Source organism: Solirubrum puertoriconensis, assembly GCF_001483135.1.
GTDB lineage: Bacteria > Bacteroidota > Bacteroidia > Cytophagales > Hymenobacteraceae > Solirubrum > Solirubrum puertoriconensis.
Genome location: NZ_LNAL01000007.1, coordinates 534,142 through 558,105, shown reverse-complemented (window position 1 = coordinate 558,105; position 23,964 = coordinate 534,142). Strand labels below are relative to the sequence as shown.

Below are 23,964 nucleotides of genomic sequence, written 5' to 3'. Positions count from 1 at the left end.
GTTTTACTTAATTGTGGATCAGCGTTTTGCTCTTGTCTCCTAACGACTGTTCGCCAACCTAGGCTTGCGCATGAGGTAGCATACCACAAATCAGCTACCTTTGGCCCCGATTTCGGGCCTCCAAAGCCTGTTTTCTCACGATCTAGCTTCCTTTCCCACCCCAATTCTTCTAATCAAATCACGCATGGCACGAGTGGAAATGGTGATGCCCAAAATGGGCGAAAGTATCATGGAAGGCACCGTCCTCAAATGGCTTAAGCAGGTGGGCGACACCATTGAGCAGGACGAATCGGTGCTGGAAGTGGCCACCGATAAAGTGGACACCGAGGTGCCCGCCATCCACGCAGGCGTTTTGCAGCAGATTTTGGTTGAAGAAGGCCAGGTGGTAGCCGTTGGCGCCCCCATTGCCATCATCGAAACCGATGCCGCTGCGGCCTCCAACGGCCAGGCTCCGGCGGCTGAAGCTGCTCCGGTAGCCGTTGAGGCCGAAGCAGCCCAGGTTGCCGAGCAAGTACCGTTCGTACCGAATGCCGCTGCTGCATCAGCCGCCGCATCAGGTGGTTCGCAGCTGGGCGAGGCTCAGCCCGGCCGCTTCTACTCGCCGCTGGTGCTGAACATTGCACGTGAAGAAGGCATTTCGATGGCTGACCTGGAGCGCCTGCCCGGCACCGGCCAAGGCGGCCGCGTTACCAAGAAAGACATCCTCGATTTCGTAGCCAACCGCGGCCAGGAGCCGGCCCAAGCTGCTCCGGCTGCTGCCGCTCCGGTAGCGCAAGTAGCTGCCCCGGCCCCGCAAGCTACGGCTGCAGTTGCCGCCCCCGCTGCCGCCGCTCAGCCTGCTGCGGCTACAGCTCCGGCCAGCAAGCCGGCTCCGTCGGTAAGCGGCAACCAAGAGCTGATCGAGATGGACCGCATGCGCAAGATGATTGCCCAGCGCATGGTCGATTCGAAGCGCATCTCGCCGCACGTTACCTCGTTCGTGGAGGCCGACGTGACGAACATTGTGCAGTGGCGCGAGAAGCACAAAGACGCCTACAAGAAGCGCGAAGGCGAAAACCTGACCTACACCCCCATTCTGGTGCAGGCCATCGTGAAAGCCATTCAGGACTTCCCGAACATCAACGTGTCGGTTGATGGCGACTACATCATCAAGAAGCGCGACATCAATATTGGCCTGGCCGTAGCCCTGCCGTCGGGCAACCTGATTGTGCCGGTTATTCACAATGCCGACCAGCTGAACCTGAACGGCCTGAGCAAGCGCGTGAACGACCTAGCCAACCGCGCCCGCCAGAACAAGCTGAAGCCCGAGGACCTCGCCAACGGCACCTACACCGTTTCGAACGTGGGCTCGTTTGGCAACGTGATGGGCACGCCCATCATCATGCAGCCGCAGGTAGCCATAATGGCCCTAGGTGCCATCAAGAAAAAGCCGGCCGTGATTGAAACGCCGCAGGGCGATTTGATCGGCATTCGCCACTTCATGTTCCTGTCGCACTCCTACGACCACCGCGTTGTTGATGGTTCGCTGGGTGGCATGTTCGTGCGCCGCGTGGCCGACTACCTCGAGCAGTTCGACCCCAACACGACCATCTAACAAGTACCAAGCCGTAGCATTTGCAAACGCATTTGCCACGGCCTGCTACTTGAACAAGCCCGTCAGATCGGCGGGCTTTTCTTTTTGATTTCTTTCAGGTTATGAAAAACTTTGTGACCCTAGGTGCGCTGGTAATTTCGCTGGCCCTGATCATCTACCTGTACGTACGCCTCTCCGCTACCGAGCGTCAGTTAACCGACGCGCAGCGCCGCATGGCCGACTGCGAGCAAGTGACTTTTCAGCTGCAAAACCAGCTAAGCCAACAAGCACGCATGCAAGCGCGCGAAGCCGGTCAGCCCGTGCCAGGCGAGCAAGAGTAACGGCTCTGCCCGGGATTTGTAGTACAACAAAGCGGCCACGCCTTTTGGGTGTGGCCGCTTTGTTTTGGTTGCCAGCGTGCAGCTTAGAGAGCGGCCATGCTTTGCTCGAGGGCAGCAATTTTGGCCTCGGCATCAGCAAGCTTCTGCCGCTCGCGCTCTACCAGGTCGGGCTTGGCGTTCTGCACAAACTTCTCGTTAGCGAGCTTTTTCAGCACCGATTCGCGGAAGCCTTGGGCATACTCCAACTCCTTCGACAGCCGGTCGCGCTCGGCCTCTAAGTCGATCTGGCCTTCCATGGGTACGAAGAACTCAGAACCGCCCGAAACGAAGCCCACGGCAGCAGCCGGGGCAGCATCTACCACGTTGATTTCGGTAAGGGCGGCCAGCTTACGGATGATGCCGTCGTAGTCCTGTAGCAGTGCCGTATCCTCAGTCTTGGCAGCCAGCGTAAGTGGTTTGTTCGGACCTAGGCCCTTCTGGTTACGGATGTTGCGTACGCCAGCCACTATGTCGAGTGCGCGTTCCATGCGGACCAGTAATTCGGCACCGCCTGCCACGGGCTGTTGCTTGGGCCAGGCGGCTACGCAGAGGTAGTCCTTGGGCCCACGCTCGGCTAGGTGGTGCCAGATTTCCTCCGTAATGAACGGCATGAACGGATGCAACAGCTTCAGCAACTGCTCGAAGAAGCCAGTGGTACGGCGTAGCGTTTCGGCATCAATCGGCGCTTGGTAAGCCGGTTTGATCATCTCAAGGTACACTGAGCAGAAGTCGTCCCACACGAGCTTGTAGATGGTCATGAGCGCATCGGACATGCGGAACTTGTCGAAGTGCTCGTCCAGCTCGGCCAGGGTACTCTGTAGTTTGGCCTGGAACCACTCGGTGGCGCGTTCATTCACGAACGGCAGCTCCTCACTTACCTCCCAGCCTTGCGTGAGGCGGAAGGCATTCCAGAGCTTATTGGTGAAGTTGCGGCCTTGCTCAACCAACTTGATGTCGAAAAGCAAGTCGTTGCCAGCCGGCGACGAAAACAGCATGCCGGTGCGCACGCCATCGGCGCCGTACTGGGCAATGAGGTCGAGCGGGTCGGGCGAGTTGCCGAGGCTCTTGCTCATCTTGCGGCCCTGGGCATCGCGCACAATACCGGTGAGGTACACGTTGCGAAACGGCACATCCTTGCGGTACTCCAGACCGGCCATGATCATACGCGCTACCCAGAAAAACAGGATTTCTGGGGCCGTTACGAGGTCGTCGGTTGGGTAGTAGTAGTTGACTTCAGGGTTGTCCGGATCTTTAAATCCATCGAACACCGAAATCGGCCACAACCACGACGAGAACCAGGTATCGAGCACATCTTCGTCCTGGCGCAAGTTGCTAACTTGCAACTCGTTGTTGCCGCTTTGCTCACGTGCCAGTTGAAGTGCTTCTTCTTCGTTCAGCGCTACCACGAAGGTGCCGTCGGGCAGGTAGTAGGCCGGAATACGCTGGCCCCACCACAACTGGCGCGAGATGCACCAGTCGCGCACGTTCTCCATCCACACCCGGTACATGTTCTTGAACTTGGGCGGGTGCAGCTTCACGCGGTCGTCTTCTACCACCTCCAGGGCCGGGCCAGCCATGTCGGCCATCTTCAGGAACCACTGCAGCGACAAGCGCGGCTCGATAACCGCCCCGGTGCGCTCCGAGGTTTGCAGCACGCTCTGGTACTCCTCTACCTTATCGAGCAGGTTGGCGTCGCCTAGGTCCTTTACGATGTTGCGGCGCGCAGCAAAGCGGTCCTGGCCCACGTACAGCACGGCTTTCTCGTTGAGCGAGCCGTCGTCGCTGAGGATGTCGATAACCGGCAGGTTGTGCTTCAGGCCAAGCTCGTAGTCGTTGAGGTCGTGGGCTGGCGTCACTTTCAAAGCGCCCGTGCCGAAATCAATGGCTACGTACTCATCGAGGATAATTGGAATTTCGCGACCTAGGAGCGGGATGCGCACCTTAGCCCCGTGCAGGTGCTGGTAGCGCTCATCGTTGGGGTTCACGGCCACGGCCACGTCGGCCATGATGGTTTCGGGGCGCGAGGTAGCTACGGTAAGGAACTGCCCGTCCTGCCCCACCACTTCGTAGCGTAGGTGGTACATCTTGGCCACGGTGTCCTTCGGAATTACTTCCTCATCCGACAAAGCCGTGCGGCCCTGCGGGTCCCAGTTTACCATGCGAATACCGCGGTAAATCAGGCCCTTGCGGTACAAATCAACAAATACGCGCAGTACGGCCTCCGTAAGGTCGGGCTCCATGGTAAAACGCGTACGCGACCAGTCGCAGGAGGCACCAAGCTTTTTCAGTTGCTCCAGAATGATACCGCCGTACTTCTCCTTCCATTCCCAGGCATACTTTAGGAACTCCTCCCGTGAGAGGTCCTTTTTCTCGATGCCCCGCTCCTTCAGCATCTGCACCACTTTGGCCTCGGTGGCAATGGAGGCGTGGTCGGTGCCGGGTACCCAGCAGGCTTCTTTGCCTTGCATGCGGGCACGGCGCACCAGCACATCTTGAATGGTGTTGTTCAGCATGTGGCCCATGTGCAGCACGCCGGTTACGTTCGGAGGCGGAATTACCACCGAGTAAGCGGGTTTGCGCGGATTGGGCTTCGAGTTAAAAAAGCCTTGCTCCTGCCAGCGTTGGTACCATTTATCTTCTACCTCGGCTGGCTGGTAGGTTTTTGGGATGGACATAGTCGCTCGAGAATCAGTTCGGAAGCGGCAAAAGTAGGCATTTCGGGGCGTGGGCGGAAGCATACGCTAATGCTGCCTCAAGGCATGTGTGCGGCTAAGCCCGTATTTTCGTCCCGACAAGCTGGCCGCACCAAGGTTTAACAAGCCAAACAACTATTTTTAAGGTTTGGCTCGTAGCCCTTGCAAGGCTCTGAACTTGAAGCTCTCTGTTGCGCATGAACTCGCTTTTTAGTCGGTGGAAAAAGCCGTCCGCCCCGGCCGTTGCCTCGGCTCCTTCGCCATTGCCTGCTTCGGATGCCGCTACCCAGGGCAGCTTACGCGTAGGCATGGCCCAATTACTAGTAGAAGGCGGCGAACCGCACCGCAACCTTGAGCGCGCCGCGCAAATGATTGCCCAAGCCGCGCAGCAAGGCTGCGAGCTGGTGCTGCTGCCCGAAACCCTCGACTTTGCCTGGACGCACCCCAGCGCCCTTACCGAGGCTCAGCCTATTCCGGGCGAGTTCTCCGCCCGGTTGTGCCAAGAAGCCAAGGCGCATAGCATTTACGTGTGCGCTGGCCTTACGGAACGTGCCCCCGACGGCCGCGTATTCAATGCCGCCCTCCTGATTAGCCCAGAAGGAGAAATTCTGCTCAAGTATCACAAAATCAACCTACTCACCGTGGAGCAACCGTTCTACGAAGTAGGCCAAACCCTGAACGTGGTTGATACGCCCCTAGGTAAAATCGGCGTCAACATCTGCGCTGATAACTACCTCGATGGGTTGTCTATCGGGCACACGCTGGCTCGCATGGGGGCCGAAATCATCCTCTCGCCTTCTTCCTGGACGGTTGACTATTCCCTGACCGAAGAGGACGATCCGTATCAGGAGAAGTGGGTGAAGCCTTACAAAATCCTAGCCTCGCTTTACAACGTGGTGGTAGTGGGCACCACATCGGTGGGGTACATCGTAGGCGGCCCATACGAGGGTAAAAAAAGCGTGGGCTGCTCGTTGGCCGTAGCCGCTGATGGCATTAAAGCCCAAGGCACTTTCAATGAGTTTGCGGGCGAGCTAATCGTGGCCGACTTACCGCGCCCACACCGGCCCGAGCGCGGCACCGCCATCAGCGAAAAGCTGCGCCAGCGCGGCTACCGCTTCGACGAGCTGTTGTAAACGGATTTTTTCCTGAACTCCTTAGCCCATACCTGCGCCTATTGAAACAGGTTTACTCAATGACAGTACCCCCTGCTCAGGCCGATACCAATTCGGCCCCTTTTGCTTCTACTACCTCGGTGGATGTGCAGCGCTGCTCGCGGTGCATTATGGATACTACCGTGCCCGGCATTCGCTTCGACACCAATGGCGAGTGCAACTTTTGCGCGGTGCACGACAAAATGGACCGCGAAAATCCCCTAGGTCCGGAAGGCGAGCGGTACGTGCAAGAGGTAGCTGCCGAGCTGAAGCACCTAGGGCGGGGTAAGAAGTACGATTGCGTGCTAGGCGTAAGCGGTGGCCGCGACAGCAGCTTTACGCTTTGGTACTGCGTGGTGAAGCTTGGCCTGCGCCCCCTGGCCGTACATTTCAACGACGGCTTCGGCAACCCGGTAGCGGGCGAAAACATGGTGAAAGCCTGCCGCAAGCTGGGTGTGGAGCTACGTACCATTACCTCCGATTGGCGCGAATCGAAAGACCTGAAGATTGCCTTTTTGAAAGCCTCGACGCCGGATATTGAGGAAGGCACCGACGTTGGCATTGCCACCGCACTGTATGGAGTGGCCGCCAAAGAAGGACTTACGCGCATCATCATCGGGCAGAGCTTCCGCACCGAAGGCATCTGCCCCCTATCGTGGAACTACCTCGATGGCAAGTACCTGAAGGCCGTGCACCGACAGTTTGGCACCGTGCCGCTGCGTAAATGGACGCCCAATGACCCAGGCTTTAATCTGGATCTGAAGGAAATGTTCTACTACTCGGTTATTCGCGGCATTCGCACGGTAACGCTGCTGTACCACGTGCCCTACGTGCGCGCCGAGGCAGACGAGTTATTGCAGCGCGAACTGGATTGGGTAAATCCCGGCGCGCATTACTTCGACGACCTCTACCAGAGCGTCATCTACTACCTCAACCGCACCAAGTTCAACATCGACCGCCGCTTGTTCAACTACTCGGCGTTGGTGCGCTCGGGCCAGATGACGCGCGACGAGGCCTTGGAGCGCTGCAAACACGTAAACGCCATCGAGGATGAGAAAGTCATCAACTTGTGCATTAAACGCTTAGGCCTGACGCGCGAAGAGTTTGAGCAGATAGTAGCGGCCCCCGTCAAAACCTTCCGCGACTACCCTAACAATTACGCGCTCATCCGGCTGCTACGCTGGCCTATTAAGGTTGCCAGCAAGCTGCGCCTGCTGCCCGAATCGGCCTACGACAAGTATTTTAACTGCGGCACGTAAGGGCTTTCCCTGCCATTTGTACTCCTTCCTCTACGCAACGCGAAGGACCTCACCACTGCGAACGGCTGACGTAACAACGTCTTGTTCTGCGGTGATGAGGTCCTTCGCGTTGCGTACGGCAGATGAAGGAGGACGTGTAGGCAACTGGATAAGCCCGAATTGCCCCGAACGAACCTAGGCGATGTGCAGCCAGTCTTTCTTTTTAAGCAGCTGATCCTGGCTTTCGCGGTAATCGGGGTCGTCGACGCAGCAGTCGACGGGGCACACCGCGGCGCACTGGGGTTCCTCGTGGAAGCCTACGCACTCGGTGCACTTGTCCGACACGATGTAGTAGTATTCGTCGGAAACGGGTACTTGTGGGCTGGTGGCATCTACTTGCTTGCCGCCATCCACCTCAATGTTGCCTTTCAAGGTGGTGCCGTCGGCCCAGCGCCAATTTGCGCCGCCCTCATAGATGGCGTTGTTGGGGCACTCGGGTTCGCAGGCACCACAGTTGATGCACTCGTCGGTAATCATGATGGCCATGGCCGTAGGTCGTCAGGTTTGGTATGGGAAGTGTTTCTGATACGCAGCCGCCGGGGTTTGAGGTTTGCTTGCGGCAGAGAGCAACTCGGCAGTAGGGCCGCGTACAGTCGGGCAAAAGTAGTACTGCCCGCGGTTTCTTGCGAACTTTCGGCCCTGATTCCCGCTTATGCCCTCTATGACCCAAGCCGAACGCATTGCCGCCTTCGTACGCCTAGGCCAACGCCTGCGCACCCTCCCCGACGATGAACTGACCACGCTGGCCCGACGCGCACGCAGCCACAACCCGTGGTTCGACGAAGCCAACGTGCGTAACGCCGTGCAAGGCGTTGCCCATCTGCTCGAAGAAGATGCCTTGCGCCAGTGGGCCAGCCGTTACCCGGCCGAGCCCCTAGGTGAGCCGCGCCGGGTGGGCGTGGTGATGGCCGGCAACATCCCGATGGTTGGCTTCCACGATCTGCTGTGCGTACTCGTGAGCGGCCACATACTGCTGGCTAAGCTCTCGGCCGACGACAACATCCTGCTGCGTTGGGTGGCCGACGAACTGCTGCAAATTGAGCCCCGGTTTCAGGAAAGTGTGCGCTTCGTAGAAATGCTGCGCGAGGCCGACGCCTTCATTGCAACCGGCTCCGACAACACGGCGCGTTACTTCGAATTTTATTTCAGCAAAAAGCCGAACCTAATTCGCCGCAACCGTTCGAGCATTGGGGTAATTGCCGGTTTCGAACCGGAAGAAGAGCTGGCGCAGTTCGGGCCCGACATCTTTCAGTACTTCGGCCTAGGGTGCCGCAACGTATCCAAGCTGCTGGTGCCGGCCGACTACGATTTTGTGCCCTTCCTGAACGCCATGCACTCGTGGGCCCATGTGCTGGAACACAACCGGTACAACAACAACTACGATTATCAGAAAAGCCTGCTATTGGTGAACCGAGTGCCGCACCTCGATACGGGGTTCATGATGCTTACCGAAAGCATGCAGCTGGTTTCGCCCATATCGGTAATACACTACAGCCATTATCAGAGCGAAGAGGACCTGCGCCAGCAATTGGCAGAAGTGGCTCAGAAGACCCAAATTGTGGTTTCGGTAAACGGCTGGTACCCCGGCAGCGTACCCGCTGGCCGGGCGCAGCAACCCGGTGTAGATGATTACGCCGATGGTGTTGATACTATGGCTTTTCTGACGGCCTTATCGTAAATTATGGGAGCCGGGCTCCACTAGGTCGTTCTTCACGCTAAATCCACTTGCAGCAGACTTTTTGGCACGGTTGTTTGTTCAAAGTGTACCAACCACACCGATTTTGTACGCCTATGCAAGTCGTAACCCAATCGGCCGAAACCGTTGCAAAAGAAACGATTCCGACCCTCCGATTTCCGCACGAAGACGTGCTCCCCACCGCTGCTGAGCAGAAAGTAAGGCGTTTCGACGCCGAGCGAGCCTGTGCCCTAGGTAACAACTACCACGGCAAGCTCGACATCTATTTTCAGACGGACGACGGTAACGTAAAACGAGTGCAAACCACCGTGTGGGCGGTGCACGAAAGTTACATCACGCTTAAAGCCGGTATCACCATTCCGCTGAACGCCATTATTGGTTTTGATTTTTACTAGGTGAGCTAACCGCTTCACCAAAGCCAAGGGCCACCCCAAGTTTTGGGTGGCCCTTGGCTTTAGCTGGGCACAGAAGAGCTTTATACGCGGTCGAGCGTTTTGGCAATCAGGTCGTTTACAATTTGGTCGCCGTTTTCGGCAAACTCGCCGGTCGCGCGGTTCGCCACAATGGCGTTCAACGATACCACCTCGTGACCCAGCATCCGACCCAGGGCGTAATAACCGGCTGTTTCCATCTCGAAGTTGGTGAGGCGGAAGGTGCCCTCGGGATTGCTGAACTGAACGCTGCGCAGGCGCTCCAGCAAATCGGGGTAGCGCAGCTCCAACCGCAGCGAACGGCCCTGCGGGCCATAAAAGCCGGGGCACGTTACGGTATTGCCGTTAATCATGCCAGCCCCCAACTGCTCGCGCAGCAAGTCGGAACCTAGCACGCAGTATGGCCGGTAATCGAGCCCGATGGCTTGTTGCACCGTAGTGGCAAACTCCACTTCGGCACCTGTTTCGACAAGCGGATAGAACTGCACCAACGACTCCAAACCAATGGCATGCTCGGTAACCAGGTGCGAACCAACTGCTATGTCGGGTTGCAGCGAGCCGCTGGTGCCAACGCGGATAATGCGCAACGAGATGCGCTCCTCCAGCGGGCGGGGCTCGCGCGTTACGAAGTCGATGTTAACCAGCGCATCCAGCTCGTTCAGCACAATGTCGATGTTGTCGGTGCCGATGCCTGTGGAAAGCACCGTGAGGCGCTTGCCGCGGTAGTAGCCCACGTGCGTCACAAATTCGCGCTTGGCTATTTCGGTCTCGATGGAGTCGAAATGCTGGCTCACCAACGCCACACGATCGGGGTCGCCGACGGTGATGATGGTATCGGAAATATGATCGGGCAGCAGGTTGAGGTGGTAGATGCTACCATCGCGGTTCAGGATGAGTTCCGACGAAGGAATCGGCATAGCAAAGGGCGCTCGGTGGGACAATGGGTTTTAAACGGAACGTAGCGCAACATGGCTGCGCCACCCGGCAAACGTCGGGTAAAAAACGAAAAAACCCTGGCCGCGGCCAGGGTTTTTCATAACATTACGATAATACGTTTCAGCCAGAGTCGCTTACGAAAGCACCGGTGGGCTGTAGGAGTACAACCCTTGCTCGGGGTTGTAGTGGTTGCTTTGCTTGGGATAATTGCCCGTACCGTCGTAGGGGCGTTTGTCGGGGTGCTGTTGGCAAGCTTCCGAGCAGGCGCCATCGAGCTTTTCGCCGCAGCTTTCGCACTGCACCACGTGGTCGTTGCAATGGGGGTTGGCGCAGTTTACCATCCGCTCGTTGGCTTGCCCACAATTAACGCAGTGTGCCACCACGGTTGGGTTGACGGTGTTTACATCCACCGCCACGCGCCCGTCGAATACGTAACACTTGCCCTCGAAGTCTTCGCCGCCTGCCTCAAGGCCATACTTGATGATACCGCCGTGGAGCTGGTACACGTTCTCGAAACCTTGCTCCAACAGGTAGGCCGAGGCCTTTTCGCACTTAATACCGCCGGTGCAATACGTGAGGATTTTTTTATTCTGGTACTTCCGCAGTTCCTCCACTTTCTCCGGAAACTCACGGAAGTTGCCGATATCAAGGGTTACCGCATTTTTGAAACGGCCTAGGTTGTGCTCGTAATCGGAGCGTACATCAAGAATAACCACATCCTCGTGGTCTTTCATATCGCGAAATTCCTGCGGCGACAAGTGCACGCCCGTGCGCTCGTAAGGCTTAATAGCTGGCAGGCCGACGTGCACGATTTCGGGCTTGATGCGCACGTGCAGCTTTTGGAAAGCGTGAGCCGGTGCCTCTTCTATCTTGAACTCCAGGGCAGCGAAACGCGGGTCGGATTTCACTGCTTGCATATATGCTTCGCAGCTTTCCTTGGTACCCGATACCGTACCATTCAGGCCCTCGCTGGCCACGATTATGCGGCCCCGCAGATCAAGCTTCAGGCAGAGGCGATGATGCTCTTCACGAAACGCCAGCACATCCTCAATGGGTGTATAGCAGTAGTAAAGCAGTACGCGGTAATCCATTTCTTGTGAATCCTAAGAGTTGGATGCTGAGTTGTGAATTGGAAGTGCTACAACAGGATATAGCCTTCAACAATTCAGATTAGCGGCTTCAGCAAACGGCATTAAACTTTTGCGGCGGGGTTGCCAAACACAGTTTGGCCAGCGGGTACATCAGCTACCACTACGGCGCCAGCACCAACGCGCGCCTTGGCCCCAATCTTGACGCCGGAAACGACTACCGCGCCCGAGCCAATGAAGGCCTGCTCCTCCACCACGGCTTCGCTGTTGATGATAGCGCCTGCTCCCACCTGCACGTAATCGGCAAGCTGAGCGCGGACATCCACAACCGCCCGAACGCCGATAATGCAGCCATTGCCCACCTTGCAGTCGGAGCTGAGAACAGCCCCGGCCGACACCAGGTTACCATGGCCCAACCACGCGTGCTCCGAAACGCTGGCTGCCCGGTGAATGGCATTTACCGGCACCTGCTCGTACTCCTCGCGCAGCATGTTGGTGAGGGCGCGGCGGCTGGCTGTGTCTTCGGTGGCTACAAACACCTCGCATTTTTTGCCCAGCAGTTTCAAAAACTGCTCGTCGTCGGTGCTGCCCATCACCGGAACATCGTGCAGATCGGTGTTCTGCAGTTTCTGGTTGTCGTCGAGCAAGCAGTACACTACCACCTCATTGCTGTCGAAGGCATCGAGGGCGGCGGTGCCAACGTTTTGGGCACCAAGAATGATAACAGGGTTTTCCATGCGCGAAGCTTCTGGGTAGGCGCCACACCTCGGCGCCACAAGCCGCAAAGATACGGCGCCTACCACCGAAAGTCATGGCTGATGTCAGCAAACAGCCCAGTGCTTGTGCCGCCACTTGTTAGCGTAGCACAAACACGCGCATGCGGCGCAACAGGTTGGCCACGGTAGGCTGGCAGCTGAGCACCATTACCAGCATTGGCAACATGGGTGCTCGGTAGCGGCTAAGCGTGCCTAGGTTGGGCGTGCTCAGCCCGAGCAATGCAGCCAACACGAAACAATAGGTAAGCAATGCCAGGGCCAAGGCAAACGGCAGTGCTTGGCGGTGTTGCCGGTTTCCTAGGTCCCAACAAGCGCTAGCCATCAGCACGAGCAAGGCTAGGTTTTCGAGAGCCGCAGAACCGTAAAACATACTGTCGCCCTCCCAGGCAAAGGGCCTGAGCAGCGCACTTGCCACAGCTTTGGGCGTGTAGCGGGCAATGCTCTCGGCTGTAGGCGCTAAGTGAGGCAGCGCAATGTGCGGTCGGCCTACAGATTTCTGCTGCAGCGCCGAATAGGTGCGCGTGAGCTGGCTTGCAAATTTGTTGAAACGGAATACCGGGCTCACTTCGCTGGCTGCCAACGCTCCTAAGCCAAGCGTAAACGCAAATACAACAACCTGCCAGCGTTTTTTTAGCGCCGTCAGGCGCTGCGCAACTCGTACCACAGTCAGCGCCAAGAGCACCGCTAGCAGTACGCCGCCGTAGAAAAAGCGCATCTTGAAGTTCAACCAGGCACAGAACAGCCCGAGCAGCATCCACAGCCAACGGCGCTCCGGGTTACCGTAGAGCAACACAATGGCCGAAGCTACCAACCCGGCGCTGCTGGCCATCAGTAAGCACTCTTTGGTTATACCCGACGACCAGTACAGCGACGAGGGCCAAAAGAGCAAGCCGAGTATTGCCGCGCCTTTTGTTCCGGGCAGCACTCTACCAAAAACCTGTACTGCCGCCCAGCAACCTAAAAAACTAATCAGGGACAAGTAGATGGCCGTTAGGAGCATAGAGCCGCCCGTAAGCAAATTGAGACCGGAAAGCAGCTTGATGAAGAAGAACGAGTTGGAGTAGCCATGGAAAATGAGCTTTTTCCCGGCAAACCTGAACTCCTCTCCTGCCAGCGTTTTCAGCCACCCGGCAGGCTCATTCCATAGTTGTTTGCTCAGCCACTGCGACCAATAGTAGTAATACTTGGCATCGGATGTTGGCCGCACCACGCTTATGGCTCCCGACAGCAAGCGCAGCACAAGGGCCGGCACCAGCACGTAGCGAAACCCTGCTACATGGCGTTGCGCCCGCAGCCAGCGCCACAGCATCCAAGCTACCGCGAGGTTTCCTACAATTGCTAGCAGCAGCTTCACTTGGTGGCCGCAACGTTTCGTTGAAGAATACGGCTGCCAATGGCGCAGTGCAAACACCGCCTAGGTGCGCAATAACCGTTGTGCAAAGCTAGCAGGCCCTGCGAATCGGCGGCCGTACGGTGCCGAAACTGCAATTCGTCGTAGATGGCCAGAATGCTGTTTTGCTCGCGCGGCAGTTGCGTCAGCAAATCCACCGCAGCCTCCACCCCGGCTTGGTTATCGATGGACCTGGCGTGGGCCACACGCAACGGCACTACCACATTGATGATGAGCAGATGGGCGCTGCTTTTACCCAGCCCCGGCACCTTAGCCGCCGATACCCCCGGCCGGTAGTGATTCTGCCAATAGTCCGAAACAGACGTTAGCAGTATTTTTTCCAAGGTGCGTACATCGGGCGCATCGAGCAGCGGCTGAAACAACCGCGGCTGGGCGTGCAGCAAAGCGGCTAATTGCGCCAGTCGTACCGTCGGGAAATTAGCAGGGCGCAGCCGCAGAAAATTCCACTCGTGCGCGGCCATAGCCGTTGGGCCCAAGTTGTACTTGTGCGCCAGAAAATCGTACTCGCGGCGCAAGGCGGCGCAGTAGTCGTCGGGAGCCGAATCGGCAGGTGGCAGCAGCCCAGCCTGGCCGAATAGCAAAGCCTCGGTTTGCCGCAAATCGTAGCGGTGCTTGCGCAAAACGGCCAGCGGCAAGGCTAGCGCAAGGCGAGCTAGTGGCTCAGTATTCTTCTTAAAACCGAAGCCTGCAGCCAGCGCATGCCAGGCGGTGCTTTCCCAATCGTGGCCAGTACGGGCGTGCAGCGCCTGCAAAACGGCAGCCTTTTCGGTTACGCGGTCGAGCAGCACACGCTCTACCATCATCAGGCGGGTCAGTTCCGGAACGGTTGGCAAGGCACCGGCACAGGGCAAAAGCGTCGGTATCGGGGCAGTGGTGAGGGCGTTGTAAGCGGTCAACAGTGCAGGCTCAATGCGCGGCCCTAGGTTGAGGGTAGGCACCGGGGTACCATCGGTGCGGTGCACGGGCACATCAGCGGTGTATACCACATGCAGCACCACTTGGTCGTATTTCTTATCAACCTGATGCTGATGACGCCGCCAATCGGAAGCACGCAGGTGAATTTCGACAGCACCATTCCATTCAACATCGCCGATCAGCAGACGCGCATTCAGGAAATCAGGTCCTGCATCGGAGTTTCGGTGTCCGGGGCGTAGTACCACCAGTTCCTCTCCCTCAACCGTTTGCAAATCGGTTTTTCCGAAGTACTGATGTTGCCAGACGTAATGAAGGAAATCTTCCTGCATAGCGGAATATGTCGACCCGAATATTCCTACGAAAATACAAGGTGGGCCTCATAACACCGCGGCCCGCCCCTGCCTAGGTGGCAGAAGCGGGCCGCGGGTAAAGGCACCTAGGGCAGCTTAGCGCAGGTCGACAACCTTCACGCCTTTGTACTTCGCTTTGTCGAAGTTGAAGGTCGTAGCATCCACCGGCGGATTCGGCTCAAACTTTTTGATGGCAAAGGTGTAGCGGTTGCCGTTTTTCTTGAACATCTTCCAGCTCTTCACCGACTTATCCTTCTTGCTCACGTTCAGGCGCACTTTGTACACCTGGTTGTTGTGGTCCTCGGGCGAAAGCTCAATCACGTCGCAAGGAATGCCGCCTTCTACGGTTTCGCCAGCGTACGCATACTTATAACCCTTTTTGTAAAGGGTGTAGATCTGCGAGGGCGAGATTTCCTGGTCCTCGGGGTCGTAGTCTGAGATGTTTACTTCGTTCTCGGCCTTCATGTACGTCCACATCGTCTGACCATTGTTGATGACTTCCTGGCCATTCAACTTCAGCCGGAACTTAGGGCCGCTCACGATGATGTCGCCGTTCATGTTCTCTTTCACCTTCGCCGATTGGTTTTCGAGCGTTTGCGTGAACGAGGCCCGGAAGGCTTTCATCGCTTGATACTTGGCACTCATCTGATCCAAGATCTTTGTGGCTTTGGGGTCTTGCTGCGCCACGGCCAACTGAACAGACGAAACGGCAATGGCCAACAGGGCAACGATTTTTTTCATGGGGGAGAAAGGTTTCAGCGCTTAGATACGAAAGCAGAGAACTTAGTTTAAGGTAGGGTTGCAGTTTTGAGCAGAAAAAAGTCTAAGCGCTGATTTCGGCCCTAGGTTCTCTTACTTGGGAAGGCTATTCAACAACTGTTCCAAAGCGTACTCGTCGGGGATTAAAACCTCGCGGGCCTTGCTTCCTTCAAACGGTCCGACGATGCCTGCGTGTTCCAATTGGTCGATTAATCGGCCGGCACGGTTGTAGCCCAGCTTGAGGCGGCGCTGCAACAGCGAAGTACTGCCTTGCTGGTGCTGCACAATTACACGGGCGGCTTCCTCAAACATTGAGTCGCGGTCGGCGGGGTCCATGTCTTCGTTGCCGCCGCCAGCGTCGCCGTCGGCACCGGCTACTTCCGGTAGCATATAAGCATCGGAGTAACCTTGTTGTTCACCGATAAAGTCACAAACCCGGTCTACTTCAGGCGTGTCGATGAAGGCGCACTGCACACGGATAAGGTCGGAGCCAGCCGAGAACAGCATGTCGCCCTGGCCCACCAGCTGATCGGCGCCGCCCGTGTCCAGGATGGTGCGCGAGTCAATCTTCGACGTTACCTTGAAGCTGATGCGGCACGGGAAGTTGGCCTTGATGATACCCGTAATTACGTTTACCGACGGGCGCTGCGTAGCCACAATCAGGTGAATACCAATAGCGCGGGCCAGCTGAGCCAAGCGGGCAATGGGTGTTTCTACCTCCTTGCCGGCGGTCATCATCAAGTCGGCCAACTCGTCGATTACCAACACGATGAAGGGCATGTAGCGGTGACCCTTCTTGGGGTTGAGGCGGCGCTCCGTGAACTTGCGGTTGTACTCGCTCAGGTTGCGGCAGCCAGCGTCCTTCAGCAGGTCGTAGCGGCGGTCCATCTCCATGCACAGCGAGTTGAGCGTATGCACTACCTTCTTGGTATCCGTAATGATGGCCTCGTCGGTGTCGGGCAACTTGGCCAGGAAGTGGCGCTCGATTTTGTTGAAGATGCTGAGTTCAACCTTTTTCGGGTCGACGAGCACAAACTTGAGCTGCGCAGGGTGGCGCTTGTAAAGCAGCGAGGCTAGGATTACGTTCAGACCAACCGATTTACCCTGGCCCGTGGCACCGGCCATCAATAAGTGCGGCATCTTGGCCAGGTCGGCTACAAACACCTCGTTGGTGATGGTGCGGCCGAAGGCAATCGGCAGGCTCATCTCGCTGTTCCGGAACTTGTCAGTGCCCAAAACAGAGCGAATCGACACCATTTCCTTTTTGGTGTTCGGCACCTCAATACCGATGGTGCCTTTGCCCGGAATGGGCGCGATGATTCGAATACCTAGGGCGGCAAGGCTGAGCGCAATGTCGTCTTCGAGGCTCTTGATTTTGCTGATGCGCACCCCGGCGTCGGGCACAATTTCGTAGAGCGTGACGGTTGGGCCGATGGTAGCCTTAATGGAGGCGATGTTAATACCGTAATGGCCGAGCGTCTCCACAATCCGGTCTTTGTTGGCCTCTAGCTCTTCTTTGCTCACCTGCGCCTTGGCTTGCCCATAGTCGTTGAGCAGTTCGAGGGCGGGGTATTGATAGCGAGGCAAATCGAGCGTGGGGTCGTAGTTCACCATGGGCATGGTGTCCTCGTCCTCCTCTACCACGGCCGCCACGGCAGCACCAGCCGATGGGTCCAGCTCGTCTGGGTTGGATTCGATGGCCAGTGCCGGCACAGACTCTGGTTCCCGCGGAATTTCTACTTCGAATGCCGGACCTTTGGGCGTGCTTGGGGCAGGCAGAGGCGCATCGTTATCGGCCAAGTCGGCCAACGACAACGGCGTAGGAATGCTGGACGCAGCAACCACCGGAGCGGGCTCGGCCGCCGGGGCCTCAAAAGAGAAACTAGGCCCACTGCTAACTGCCGCGGCTACTGCGCCCGCACCCATTAAGGGGGCGGCCTGCGCCACTCCGCCCATCGCCAGCGCAGCCGATGCCGTAGCTACCGAGGCGGCCGGGCTAAGGTCGAAGGATGCAGGAGCCTCCTCTTCGTCGTCGATGGTAAAGGCGGCGGTTGGACGAGCGGGTTCGGGTTTCGGCTCAGGCTTGGCGGGTTTTGCCGGGGCAGGCTTTTCGGCATCGGCCAGCGGACCAACCCGACGCAGGGTAAAGCCCATGGTGTCGTCCTCGGCGTCTTCGCCATCGAGGGTAGCAACAGGGTTGGCGGCGTGGTTTACACCTAGGCCCGTTTGGCCATACAAGGCGGGCTCGGGAGTGCTGGCGTCCTCCTCGTCCTCATCAGCCGAAGCACCTAGGCGACGCGGCAGGTTGAGCGTGGTGACGTTGAAGAAGCCTACCACAAAGGAAATCAGTAGGAAAGCCAGTAACAGCACCGTGCCCCAGCCAATAAGGCTATCGAGCCACAACGCTGCTTCGTAGCCCACCCGGCCGCTCAAAAAGTCGAGGCTATGGGCTACGCGCGGGTCGGCGTCGGGCGTTTGGATGCTCAGCACCAAATACCCCATCAGCATGCTTAGCCACAGCATGGTAAAGGTGCACACCGCCGCTACGAAGCTCAACGACACCTCGGCACGCCGAAACACGATTTTATACCCAGCCACAAAAGCCACCGGTATCAGCGAGAAGGCAGCAATACCGAAGCCTTGCAGAATAAGCAGGTGCGAAACCCAGGCACCGAGTAGCCCCAGCCAGTTGCCCGACTCTTGCCCTGCTTCTTTCACCGAAGTCTGATCAATACCCTCTACCACGCTTTGGTCGGCGTGGCCCGTGAACAGGTACGAGAGGAAGGCAATGGTGAGGTACAACGAGGTGAGCAGAAAGAAAAAGCCCACAAACAACTGAAAACGCCGGTCGCGCAGAAAGGCAATCGAGATTCCGATATTGGGCAGCTTCAGGGGCTGACGAGGCGCTTTGGGGGTGGCCGGCGCTGCATTGCGCTTGGGCTCGCGCACGGGCTCGGCCGCCGCTACCTTGGGTTGGTTGCGCGGGCGGGGTTCGTTGGTGGCCCGAGGAGCCGAGCCATTCGCGGGTTTGTAAGTATTCTTTGCCATTTGACGCGCCAAAGGGCCAAAATTATGGGTTTTTCGCCGGTAGCCGACGAGAACTAACACTTGAAACAGCCGCCCGGAAGTACTTAAACCGAGGGCCGTATTTCGTAAATATAGAGAGCCCAGTAAGCGGTTGGGCTATGAAGCTGCGCAATTAGCTGCAAACCAGTAGCGCCCGGGTTGGCTAATCGCACCGCCGACAGCACGTAGCGGCCGCCCATTTCTCGGAAGGCGGCTGTGTTCATTCGGAAGTCCTGCACCACAACGCCATCGGCGCGGCCAACGCGAAAATTGCGGCCCAACTCGGCCGAAAACAGGTAGCACCTGTTGCCCCAAGCATCGAAATACCGCTGCAGCTCGGGGCTTTTGGCTAGCTCCGGTGCGATGATGCGCCGGAACTGATGCTTGTAGGGCAATGGATAGTTGTTCTGGTAGCTATCCAAGGTATAAAAGCCATTGAGGTGAGCAACCGTTGGCGGCAGCCCTAGGCAAGCTACCCGCCAGGTCGCGGCAGGTTGGCCACTGCGCCGCTCTAGCTGAGTTTTGGCTTGCCGAAAGAGGTCGGGAGCTACGAACTGCCGCCACGTGGGCTCGTGCGCTGCGGGCCGGCCGCCCCACAGGCGCAGGTTGTTTAGCCACTCGGTATTGCTACCAAAGCCTATGCAAAGTTGGAGCACCACCAAGCTGGTTTGCAGGCCACCAGCCGGTAGTTGCCGCAGCGCCACCACCCACAAGCCGAACCACAGCAGGGGCATCAGGAAGTGAAAGCGGGTAAAGTTGAAAGCGCCTAGCGCGGGCGCAATACGCTGTACCGGTGCCATGGCCTGCGGGTAAAACCCGCAAAACAGCGATAATGCGACGATTACCATCAGCCCCGCTCCTACCCTGCGCAGCCACACTCGTTTTAGCTTCTGGTCGGCGTTGCGCATTTGCCATGCTGCCAGCAGCAACGCCAGTGCAATGCCCCCATGGAAGAACCTGCTGCTGTGGTATTGCCCCCATCCTAGGTACTGCAGCGTGCTTCGCAAGCCGGCCGCAATTCCTTGCGGAGCCAACTCCGCTAACCTGAATTCGAGGCGGTGGGGCACAAATTGTTGCCGCACCAGCAATGAGTTAATCAAAGGCCATTCAACCACGCAATAGCTCAAGCCCAACACCACCACGCCCAACCAGACAGCCAACGAAACTCGGCGGCTTAACGCCCAATCGGCAGCGAGCATCAGGCCTAACCCTGCGATAACAAAAAAACCAGCCAGCACAAACATCGACCACGTCGGGAATAAGAGCAGGGTCAGCCAGTGCCACCAAGTGCCGCGCCCGTTACGGAGCTCCAGTATTGCCAGCAACGGCCACGGTACGCCTAAAGCCGATAAGCCGTACATCGAGTAGATCGGCAACACCGCCCATGCTAATGCCACGGCCGCGGCAAGCCAGCGTTGCCCAGGGTTGCTAAGCCCGTAGCGGCGTACCAGCAAGTACATGCCGAGCAAACCGACCAAGCGCACCAGCAAATGATTAACCCAGTAAGCCGTTAGCGGTCCAAAAACTCCGAACAGAGCTACCGGCACGCTCAGGCCGGGGCGTAGGGCATTGCGCGGCAAGCCGTTCATAATGGCCGGCAGCGTAGCCGACGGGCGGTAATCCAGCGCTACCCCGAAATGTTGCAGCAGGTACGGAACCCCGATTTCGGTATCGAGATTATCATCAATTAAAATATAGCTATCGGCACCGCGCAGGAGGCATGGCAACCACAGCAGCAACAAGGCCAATACAGCCAGCAGCAGTGGTGTATTGGCCTTGAAAGTTTTTCGCAGAAGGATCATATACACGACAAAAGTCGTAACCCGCTTCGTTACAACCCTAGGTGGCGCTTAGCAGCCTTCGCCGGGGTTTTGGGTAGTTTACTCGGGGTTGCCTTGCCGGAAGGCAACAATACCACTTAAGAGCGGCTAGCTCCGTGGGTGAAATGAAGTAATTACCTGGCGTAGGTAGTCGCGGTCGAGGTGGGTGTAGATTTCGGTAGTGGTAATGCTTTCGTGCCCGAGCATCTCCTGCACGGCGCGCAAATCGGCGCCGCCTTCGATAAGGTGGGTGGCAAACGAATGACGGAAGGTGTGCGGGCTAATGGTTTTGCGGATGCCCGCTTTGGCTGCCGTGTCTTTAATGATGTTGAACACCATGACGCGCGACATAGCCCCACCCCGGCGGTTGAGGAACACGATGTCTTCGGAGCCATGCTGAATATCGAGGTGACACCGCACACCCTCCAGGTAAAACCCTAGGTGCTTGAGCGCATCGCGGCCGATGGGCACCAAGCGTTCTTTGGAGCCCTTGCCCAGCACCCGCACAAAGCCCTGATCCACGTAAATATTGGACAACCGTAGCCCGATCAGCTCCGATACGCGCAAGCCCGAGGAGTACAGCACCTCCAGCATGGCGCGGTTGCGGGTGCCCTCGTTCGTGCTCAGGTCAATAGCGTCGAGCAGCTGCACCACCTCCTCGTATGCGAGGGTATCGGGGAGCTTACGGCCGAGCTTGGGCGAGTCGACGGTATCCGTAGGGTCCTGCGTGGCCAGGTCTTCAATCAACAGGAACTTGTAAAAGGCGCGGAGCCCCGAGAGCGTACGAGCCTGCGAGGTGGCCGTCATGCCCAGCTCGCCCAGCCAAGCCAAAAAATCGCGGATGATGCGGCTCGTAACTTGGTCGGGCCGCGCGGGCAGCTTGCTGATTTCGAGGTACTGTCGCAGCTTGTCGACATCGCGCACATAGGCCTCTACGGAATGACCCGAAAGCGACTTCTCGAGGCGCAAATAGCCCTGAAACTGTTTTAGGCAAAGAGTCCAGTTTAAGCTCATCAGAGGCAAAAGTACCGCTTGTGGCGGGGCGGGCGCGCAGCTACCTAGGGTTTATCTGCCAATTGCGGCTGAAAAAGCAGCCGAGCTTTTGCCGTTGTGCCGCGCATTGGGGTACCTTGCCGCTGCACACCCCTTATTGCTATGCAAATTCTTATCCTCAACGGCCCCAACCTCAACCTCTTGGGGCGCCGCGAAGTCAGCATCTACGGTACCCGCTCGTTCGAAGACTACCTTCCCGAACTTCAAGAGGCCTTCCCCGATTTCACCATCGAGCACTTTCAATCAAACCACGAAGGCGAACTGATTGATAAGCTGCACGAAGTTGGCTACAGCTACCACGGCGTTATCCTGAACGCGGGGGGCTATACCCACACCAGTGTGGCCCTGGCCGATGCCATTGCCGCCATCAGCACGCCGGTTATCGAGGTGCACCTCTCGAACCTAGCCGCCCGTGAGGATTTCCGGCAGCGCAGCCTCATTGGGCGCCACTGCACGGGCTCCATCAGCGGCTTTAAGCTCGAGAGCTACCGCCTGGCCCTGCAGTATTTCCAAAACCTGCGGCCCAAGCGCGTGGGGTTTAAGGTATAGCACCGGCCGCGGTATAGCCGGGCAGAAATTAAGCCGCTAAGGCTTATGCGCTTCCGGGAATGTGAGCCCCGTGGTTCACGAAAACCCGTTGCCCTGCCGTTATGGTAGGGCTTTTTGCTGACCTAGGGCCCCACGGTCCTGGGCTTTTGCCTTCCTTTCCACGCCATGGCGGTCTACCTTTGTGGGGCCGCCCCTCACCTAGCCTTTCTCAACCATGTATACGTTCAACCCGGGTCCGTCGCAAGTGTACCCCGCTGTGCGGCAGTACCTCACGGCGGCTTTCGACGAAGGCTGGCTTTCGGCCCCGCACCGCGGCGACCGGTTTACGGCTTTGGTACGCCAAACCGTAACCGAGCTTAAAACCAAGCTCAACATTCCGCAGGATTACTTTGTCTTTTTCACCTCCTCGGCCACGGAGTGCTGGGAGATTATCGCGCAAAGCCTTACCGAGCGCAGCAGCTTCCACCTCTACAACGGCTCGTTTGGCGAAAAGTGGTACGATTACGCCCGCGCCATTCGCTCCGGCAGTCGGGGCCGCCAGTTCGAGCTCGAGGAAGTGCCCGATGCGTCGCTGATTCCGGATGACGCCGAGGTGGTGTGCATCACTCAAAACGAAACCAGCACCGCCACGCAGCTGCGCGATGGCGCCGTACTAAACCTCTATAACCGCTGTCAGCAATTGGGCGCGTTGCTGGCCGTCGATGTTACTTCTTCCCTAGGTGGCATTCAGCTGAAGCACATAAAGGCCGATGTGTGGTTTGCCTCGGTGCAGAAGTGCTTTGGCTTGCCGGCCGGCCTGGGCTTGCTGATTTGCTCGCCCCGCGCTATTGCTCGGGCCCGCGAGCTGGGCGAAAAGGGCCACTACAACAGCTTGGTGAGCATGTACGAAAAGATGCTCAACTTTCAGACTACGCACACGCCCAACGTGCTCAACATCTATTTGCTTTGCCGGGTGCTGCTCGACCGGGCCCCCATCAAAGCCATCGACCAGCACCTGCGCGACCGGGCCGCCCGCCTGTATCAGTTCTTCGAGGAGAATCCGCAGTTTAGCCCGCTGGTACAAAACCCCGAAACCCGCTCCACGACCGTTATTGCGGTGCAAGCCTCCCCTGCCCTCATCGACGAAACCAAGCGCCGGGCGGCCGCGGCCGGCCTTACCCTAGGTAATGGCTACGGCAAGTGGGCCAAGAGCACTTTCCGCATTGCCAACTTCCCGGCCCTGCCCGATGTGGCCTTCGAGCAGCTGACGCAAATACTGGCCGCGGTGCACGTGTAAGGCGCTGCGGGCCGTAGCTTTGCGGCGCCGAATGCCCTAGGTGCCGCGGGCTTAGGCCCCTTGTTTTGTTACCGCCTTCGTTGCCGCTTGCTATGTCTGATTTCGCCGCCATGTTTTCGCTGAAGCAAATCACGTCGGTTACGCTCACGTTGTTCGCCATTATCGATATTCTGGGCTCCATCCCCATTATCATCCAGATCAGGCAGCGCGAGGGCAAGATCAACTCCGAGGTGGCAACGCTGGTAGCCGGCGTGCTGATGATTGCGTTCCTGTTTCTGGGGCAGAGCATTTTGGCCTTGTTCAGCGTCGATATTCCTTCGTTTGCATTGGCCGGCTCGCTCATCATCTTCCTGCTCGGGCTCGAAATGATTTTAGGCGTCGAGCTCTTCAAGCACAATACGCTGGCAAGCGGCACCGGCTCCATCGTGCCCTTGGCGTTTCCGCTGATTGTGGGTGCTGGCACCATGACCACACTGCTCTCCCTCAGGGCACTTTACTCGCTGCCAAACGTGCTAGTGGGCATTGTGGCCAACCTGGTGTTTGTGTACCTGGTACTGAAAAGCAGCGCCTGGATTGAGCGTAAGCTAGGCAAAGCGGGTGAGGATATTCTGCGCCGCGTGTTCGGGGTAATCCTGCTCGCCATTGCTATCAAACTCTTCAAAGCAAACTTTTGATAGTTTAAGAGTTGATGAGTTTGGGAGTCAGTGAGTTTTATGGTTCTGCCGATTGATTTCAGTTGTGCA

20 protein-coding genes are annotated in these 23,964 nt (G+C 57.7%); 9 read left to right on the top strand and 11 right to left on the bottom strand.

Annotated elements, in window-relative coordinates; all coding sequences use genetic code 11:
* The first annotated feature begins 184 nt into the window (after positions 1–184).
* Together ASU33_RS12885 and ASU33_RS12880 are read left to right on the top strand one after the other, a co-directional pair.
* A complete protein-coding gene (locus ASU33_RS12885) occupies positions 185–1,594 on the top strand; it encodes a dihydrolipoamide acetyltransferase family protein (RefSeq protein ID WP_059071238.1) in 1,410 nt (469 codons plus the stop codon).
* A gap of 101 nt (positions 1,595–1,695) precedes the next feature.
* A complete protein-coding gene (locus ASU33_RS12880; RefSeq protein WP_059071237.1) occupies positions 1,696–1,914 on the top strand; it encodes a hypothetical protein in 219 nt (72 codons plus the stop codon).
* A gap of 83 nt (positions 1,915–1,997) precedes the next feature.
* On the opposite strand, the gene ASU33_RS12875 is transcribed toward ASU33_RS12880, so the two are convergent.
* Positions 1,998–4,628: a valine--tRNA ligase gene (locus ASU33_RS12875; RefSeq protein ID WP_059071236.1), complete on the bottom strand. Its 2,631-nt coding sequence runs from the start codon at positions 4,626–4,628 to the stop codon at positions 1,998–2,000.
* A gap of 215 nt (positions 4,629–4,843) precedes the next feature.
* Here ASU33_RS12875 and ASU33_RS12870 point away from each other — a divergent pair, with 215 nt between their 5' ends.
* Together ASU33_RS12870 and ASU33_RS12865 are read left to right on the top strand one after the other, a co-directional pair.
* Entirely contained in the window at positions 4,844–5,779 is a 936-nt protein-coding gene (locus ASU33_RS12870; protein WP_078063103.1) for a carbon-nitrogen hydrolase family protein, read from the top strand.
* Between the two features lie 59 nt (positions 5,780–5,838).
* On the top strand, positions 5,839–7,056 hold the full coding sequence (locus ASU33_RS12865) for an N-acetyl sugar amidotransferase (RefSeq protein WP_059071235.1): 1,218 nt from the start codon (positions 5,839–5,841) through the stop codon (positions 7,054–7,056).
* Positions 7,057–7,230: 174 nt separating this feature from the next.
* Here ASU33_RS12865 and ASU33_RS12860 read toward each other — a convergent pair whose 3' ends face one another.
* Positions 7,231–7,581 (bottom strand): 4Fe-4S dicluster domain-containing protein, encoded by a 351-nt coding sequence (locus ASU33_RS12860; RefSeq protein ID WP_059071234.1) that lies wholly within the window; start codon positions 7,579–7,581, stop codon positions 7,231–7,233.
* A gap of 175 nt (positions 7,582–7,756) precedes the next feature.
* On the opposite strand from ASU33_RS12860, the gene ASU33_RS12855 reads away from it, so the two are divergent.
* Together ASU33_RS12855 and ASU33_RS12850 are read left to right on the top strand one after the other, a co-directional pair.
* Complete coding sequence (locus tag ASU33_RS12855) at positions 7,757–8,773, top strand: aldehyde dehydrogenase family protein (RefSeq protein WP_059071233.1); 1,017 nt, start codon at positions 7,757–7,759, stop codon at positions 8,771–8,773.
* 113 nt (positions 8,774–8,886) lie between these two features.
* Positions 8,887–9,186 (top strand): hypothetical protein, encoded by a 300-nt coding sequence (locus ASU33_RS12850; RefSeq protein WP_059071232.1) that lies wholly within the window; start codon positions 8,887–8,889, stop codon positions 9,184–9,186.
* 80 nt (positions 9,187–9,266) lie between these two features.
* Here the strand turns inward: ASU33_RS12850 and ASU33_RS12845 are convergent, their stop codons facing one another.
* The 9 genes from ASU33_RS12845 to xerD form a co-directional block, all read right to left on the bottom strand.
* The gene (locus ASU33_RS12845; protein ID WP_059071231.1) at positions 9,267–10,139 is read right to left on the bottom strand and encodes a nucleoside phosphorylase; all 873 of its coding nucleotides are present in this window, start codon (positions 10,137–10,139) and stop codon (positions 9,267–9,269) included.
* A gap of 153 nt (positions 10,140–10,292) precedes the next feature.
* Positions 10,293–11,249, bottom strand: a complete 957-nt coding sequence (gene trhO / locus ASU33_RS12840) for an oxygen-dependent tRNA uridine(34) hydroxylase TrhO (protein ID WP_059071230.1) — start codon at positions 11,247–11,249, stop codon at positions 10,293–10,295.
* Positions 11,250–11,350: 101 nt separating this feature from the next.
* A complete protein-coding gene (locus ASU33_RS12835; protein WP_059071229.1) occupies positions 11,351–11,983 on the bottom strand; it encodes a NeuD/PglB/VioB family sugar acetyltransferase in 633 nt (210 codons plus the stop codon).
* Positions 11,984–12,101: 118 nt separating this feature from the next.
* The gene (locus ASU33_RS12830) at positions 12,102–13,331 is read right to left on the bottom strand and encodes a hypothetical protein (protein ID WP_160328190.1); all 1,230 of its coding nucleotides are present in this window, start codon (positions 13,329–13,331) and stop codon (positions 12,102–12,104) included.
* Positions 13,332–13,372: 41 nt separating this feature from the next.
* Positions 13,373–14,677 carry a DUF2851 family protein gene (locus tag ASU33_RS12825; protein WP_078063102.1) on the bottom strand — a complete coding sequence of 435 codons (1,305 nt, stop codon included), beginning with the start codon at positions 14,675–14,677 and terminating at the stop codon, positions 13,373–13,375.
* Between the two features lie 117 nt (positions 14,678–14,794).
* Entirely contained in the window at positions 14,795–15,439 is a 645-nt protein-coding gene (gene lolA1, locus ASU33_RS12820; protein ID WP_059071226.1) for an outer membrane lipoprotein periplasmic chaperone LolA1, read from the bottom strand.
* 111 nt (positions 15,440–15,550) lie between these two features.
* The gene (locus ASU33_RS21020; protein WP_078063101.1) at positions 15,551–18,505 is read right to left on the bottom strand and encodes an FtsK/SpoIIIE family DNA translocase; all 2,955 of its coding nucleotides are present in this window, start codon (positions 18,503–18,505) and stop codon (positions 15,551–15,553) included.
* Between the two features lie 83 nt (positions 18,506–18,588).
* A complete protein-coding gene (locus ASU33_RS12810; RefSeq protein ID WP_059071225.1) occupies positions 18,589–20,325 on the bottom strand; it encodes a DUF6044 family protein in 1,737 nt (578 codons plus the stop codon).
* Between the two features lie 126 nt (positions 20,326–20,451).
* A complete protein-coding gene (gene xerD, locus ASU33_RS12805; RefSeq protein ID WP_059071224.1) occupies positions 20,452–21,357 on the bottom strand; it encodes a site-specific tyrosine recombinase XerD in 906 nt (301 codons plus the stop codon).
* 141 nt (positions 21,358–21,498) lie between these two features.
* Between xerD and aroQ the strand changes: the two genes are divergently transcribed.
* The 3 genes from aroQ (at position 21,499) to ASU33_RS12790 (ending at position 23,895) form a co-directional block, all read left to right on the top strand.
* Entirely contained in the window at positions 21,499–21,945 is a 447-nt protein-coding gene (gene aroQ / locus ASU33_RS12800; protein ID WP_059071223.1) for a type II 3-dehydroquinate dehydratase, read from the top strand.
* A gap of 214 nt (positions 21,946–22,159) precedes the next feature.
* Complete coding sequence (locus ASU33_RS12795; protein ID WP_059071222.1) at positions 22,160–23,221, top strand: aminotransferase class V-fold PLP-dependent enzyme; 1,062 nt, start codon at positions 22,160–22,162, stop codon at positions 23,219–23,221.
* Between the two features lie 110 nt (positions 23,222–23,331).
* Positions 23,332–23,895, top strand: coding sequence for a MarC family protein (locus ASU33_RS12790; protein ID WP_059071479.1), 564 nt, complete (start codon positions 23,332–23,334; stop codon positions 23,893–23,895).
* Positions 23,896–23,964: the final 69 nt, after the last annotated feature.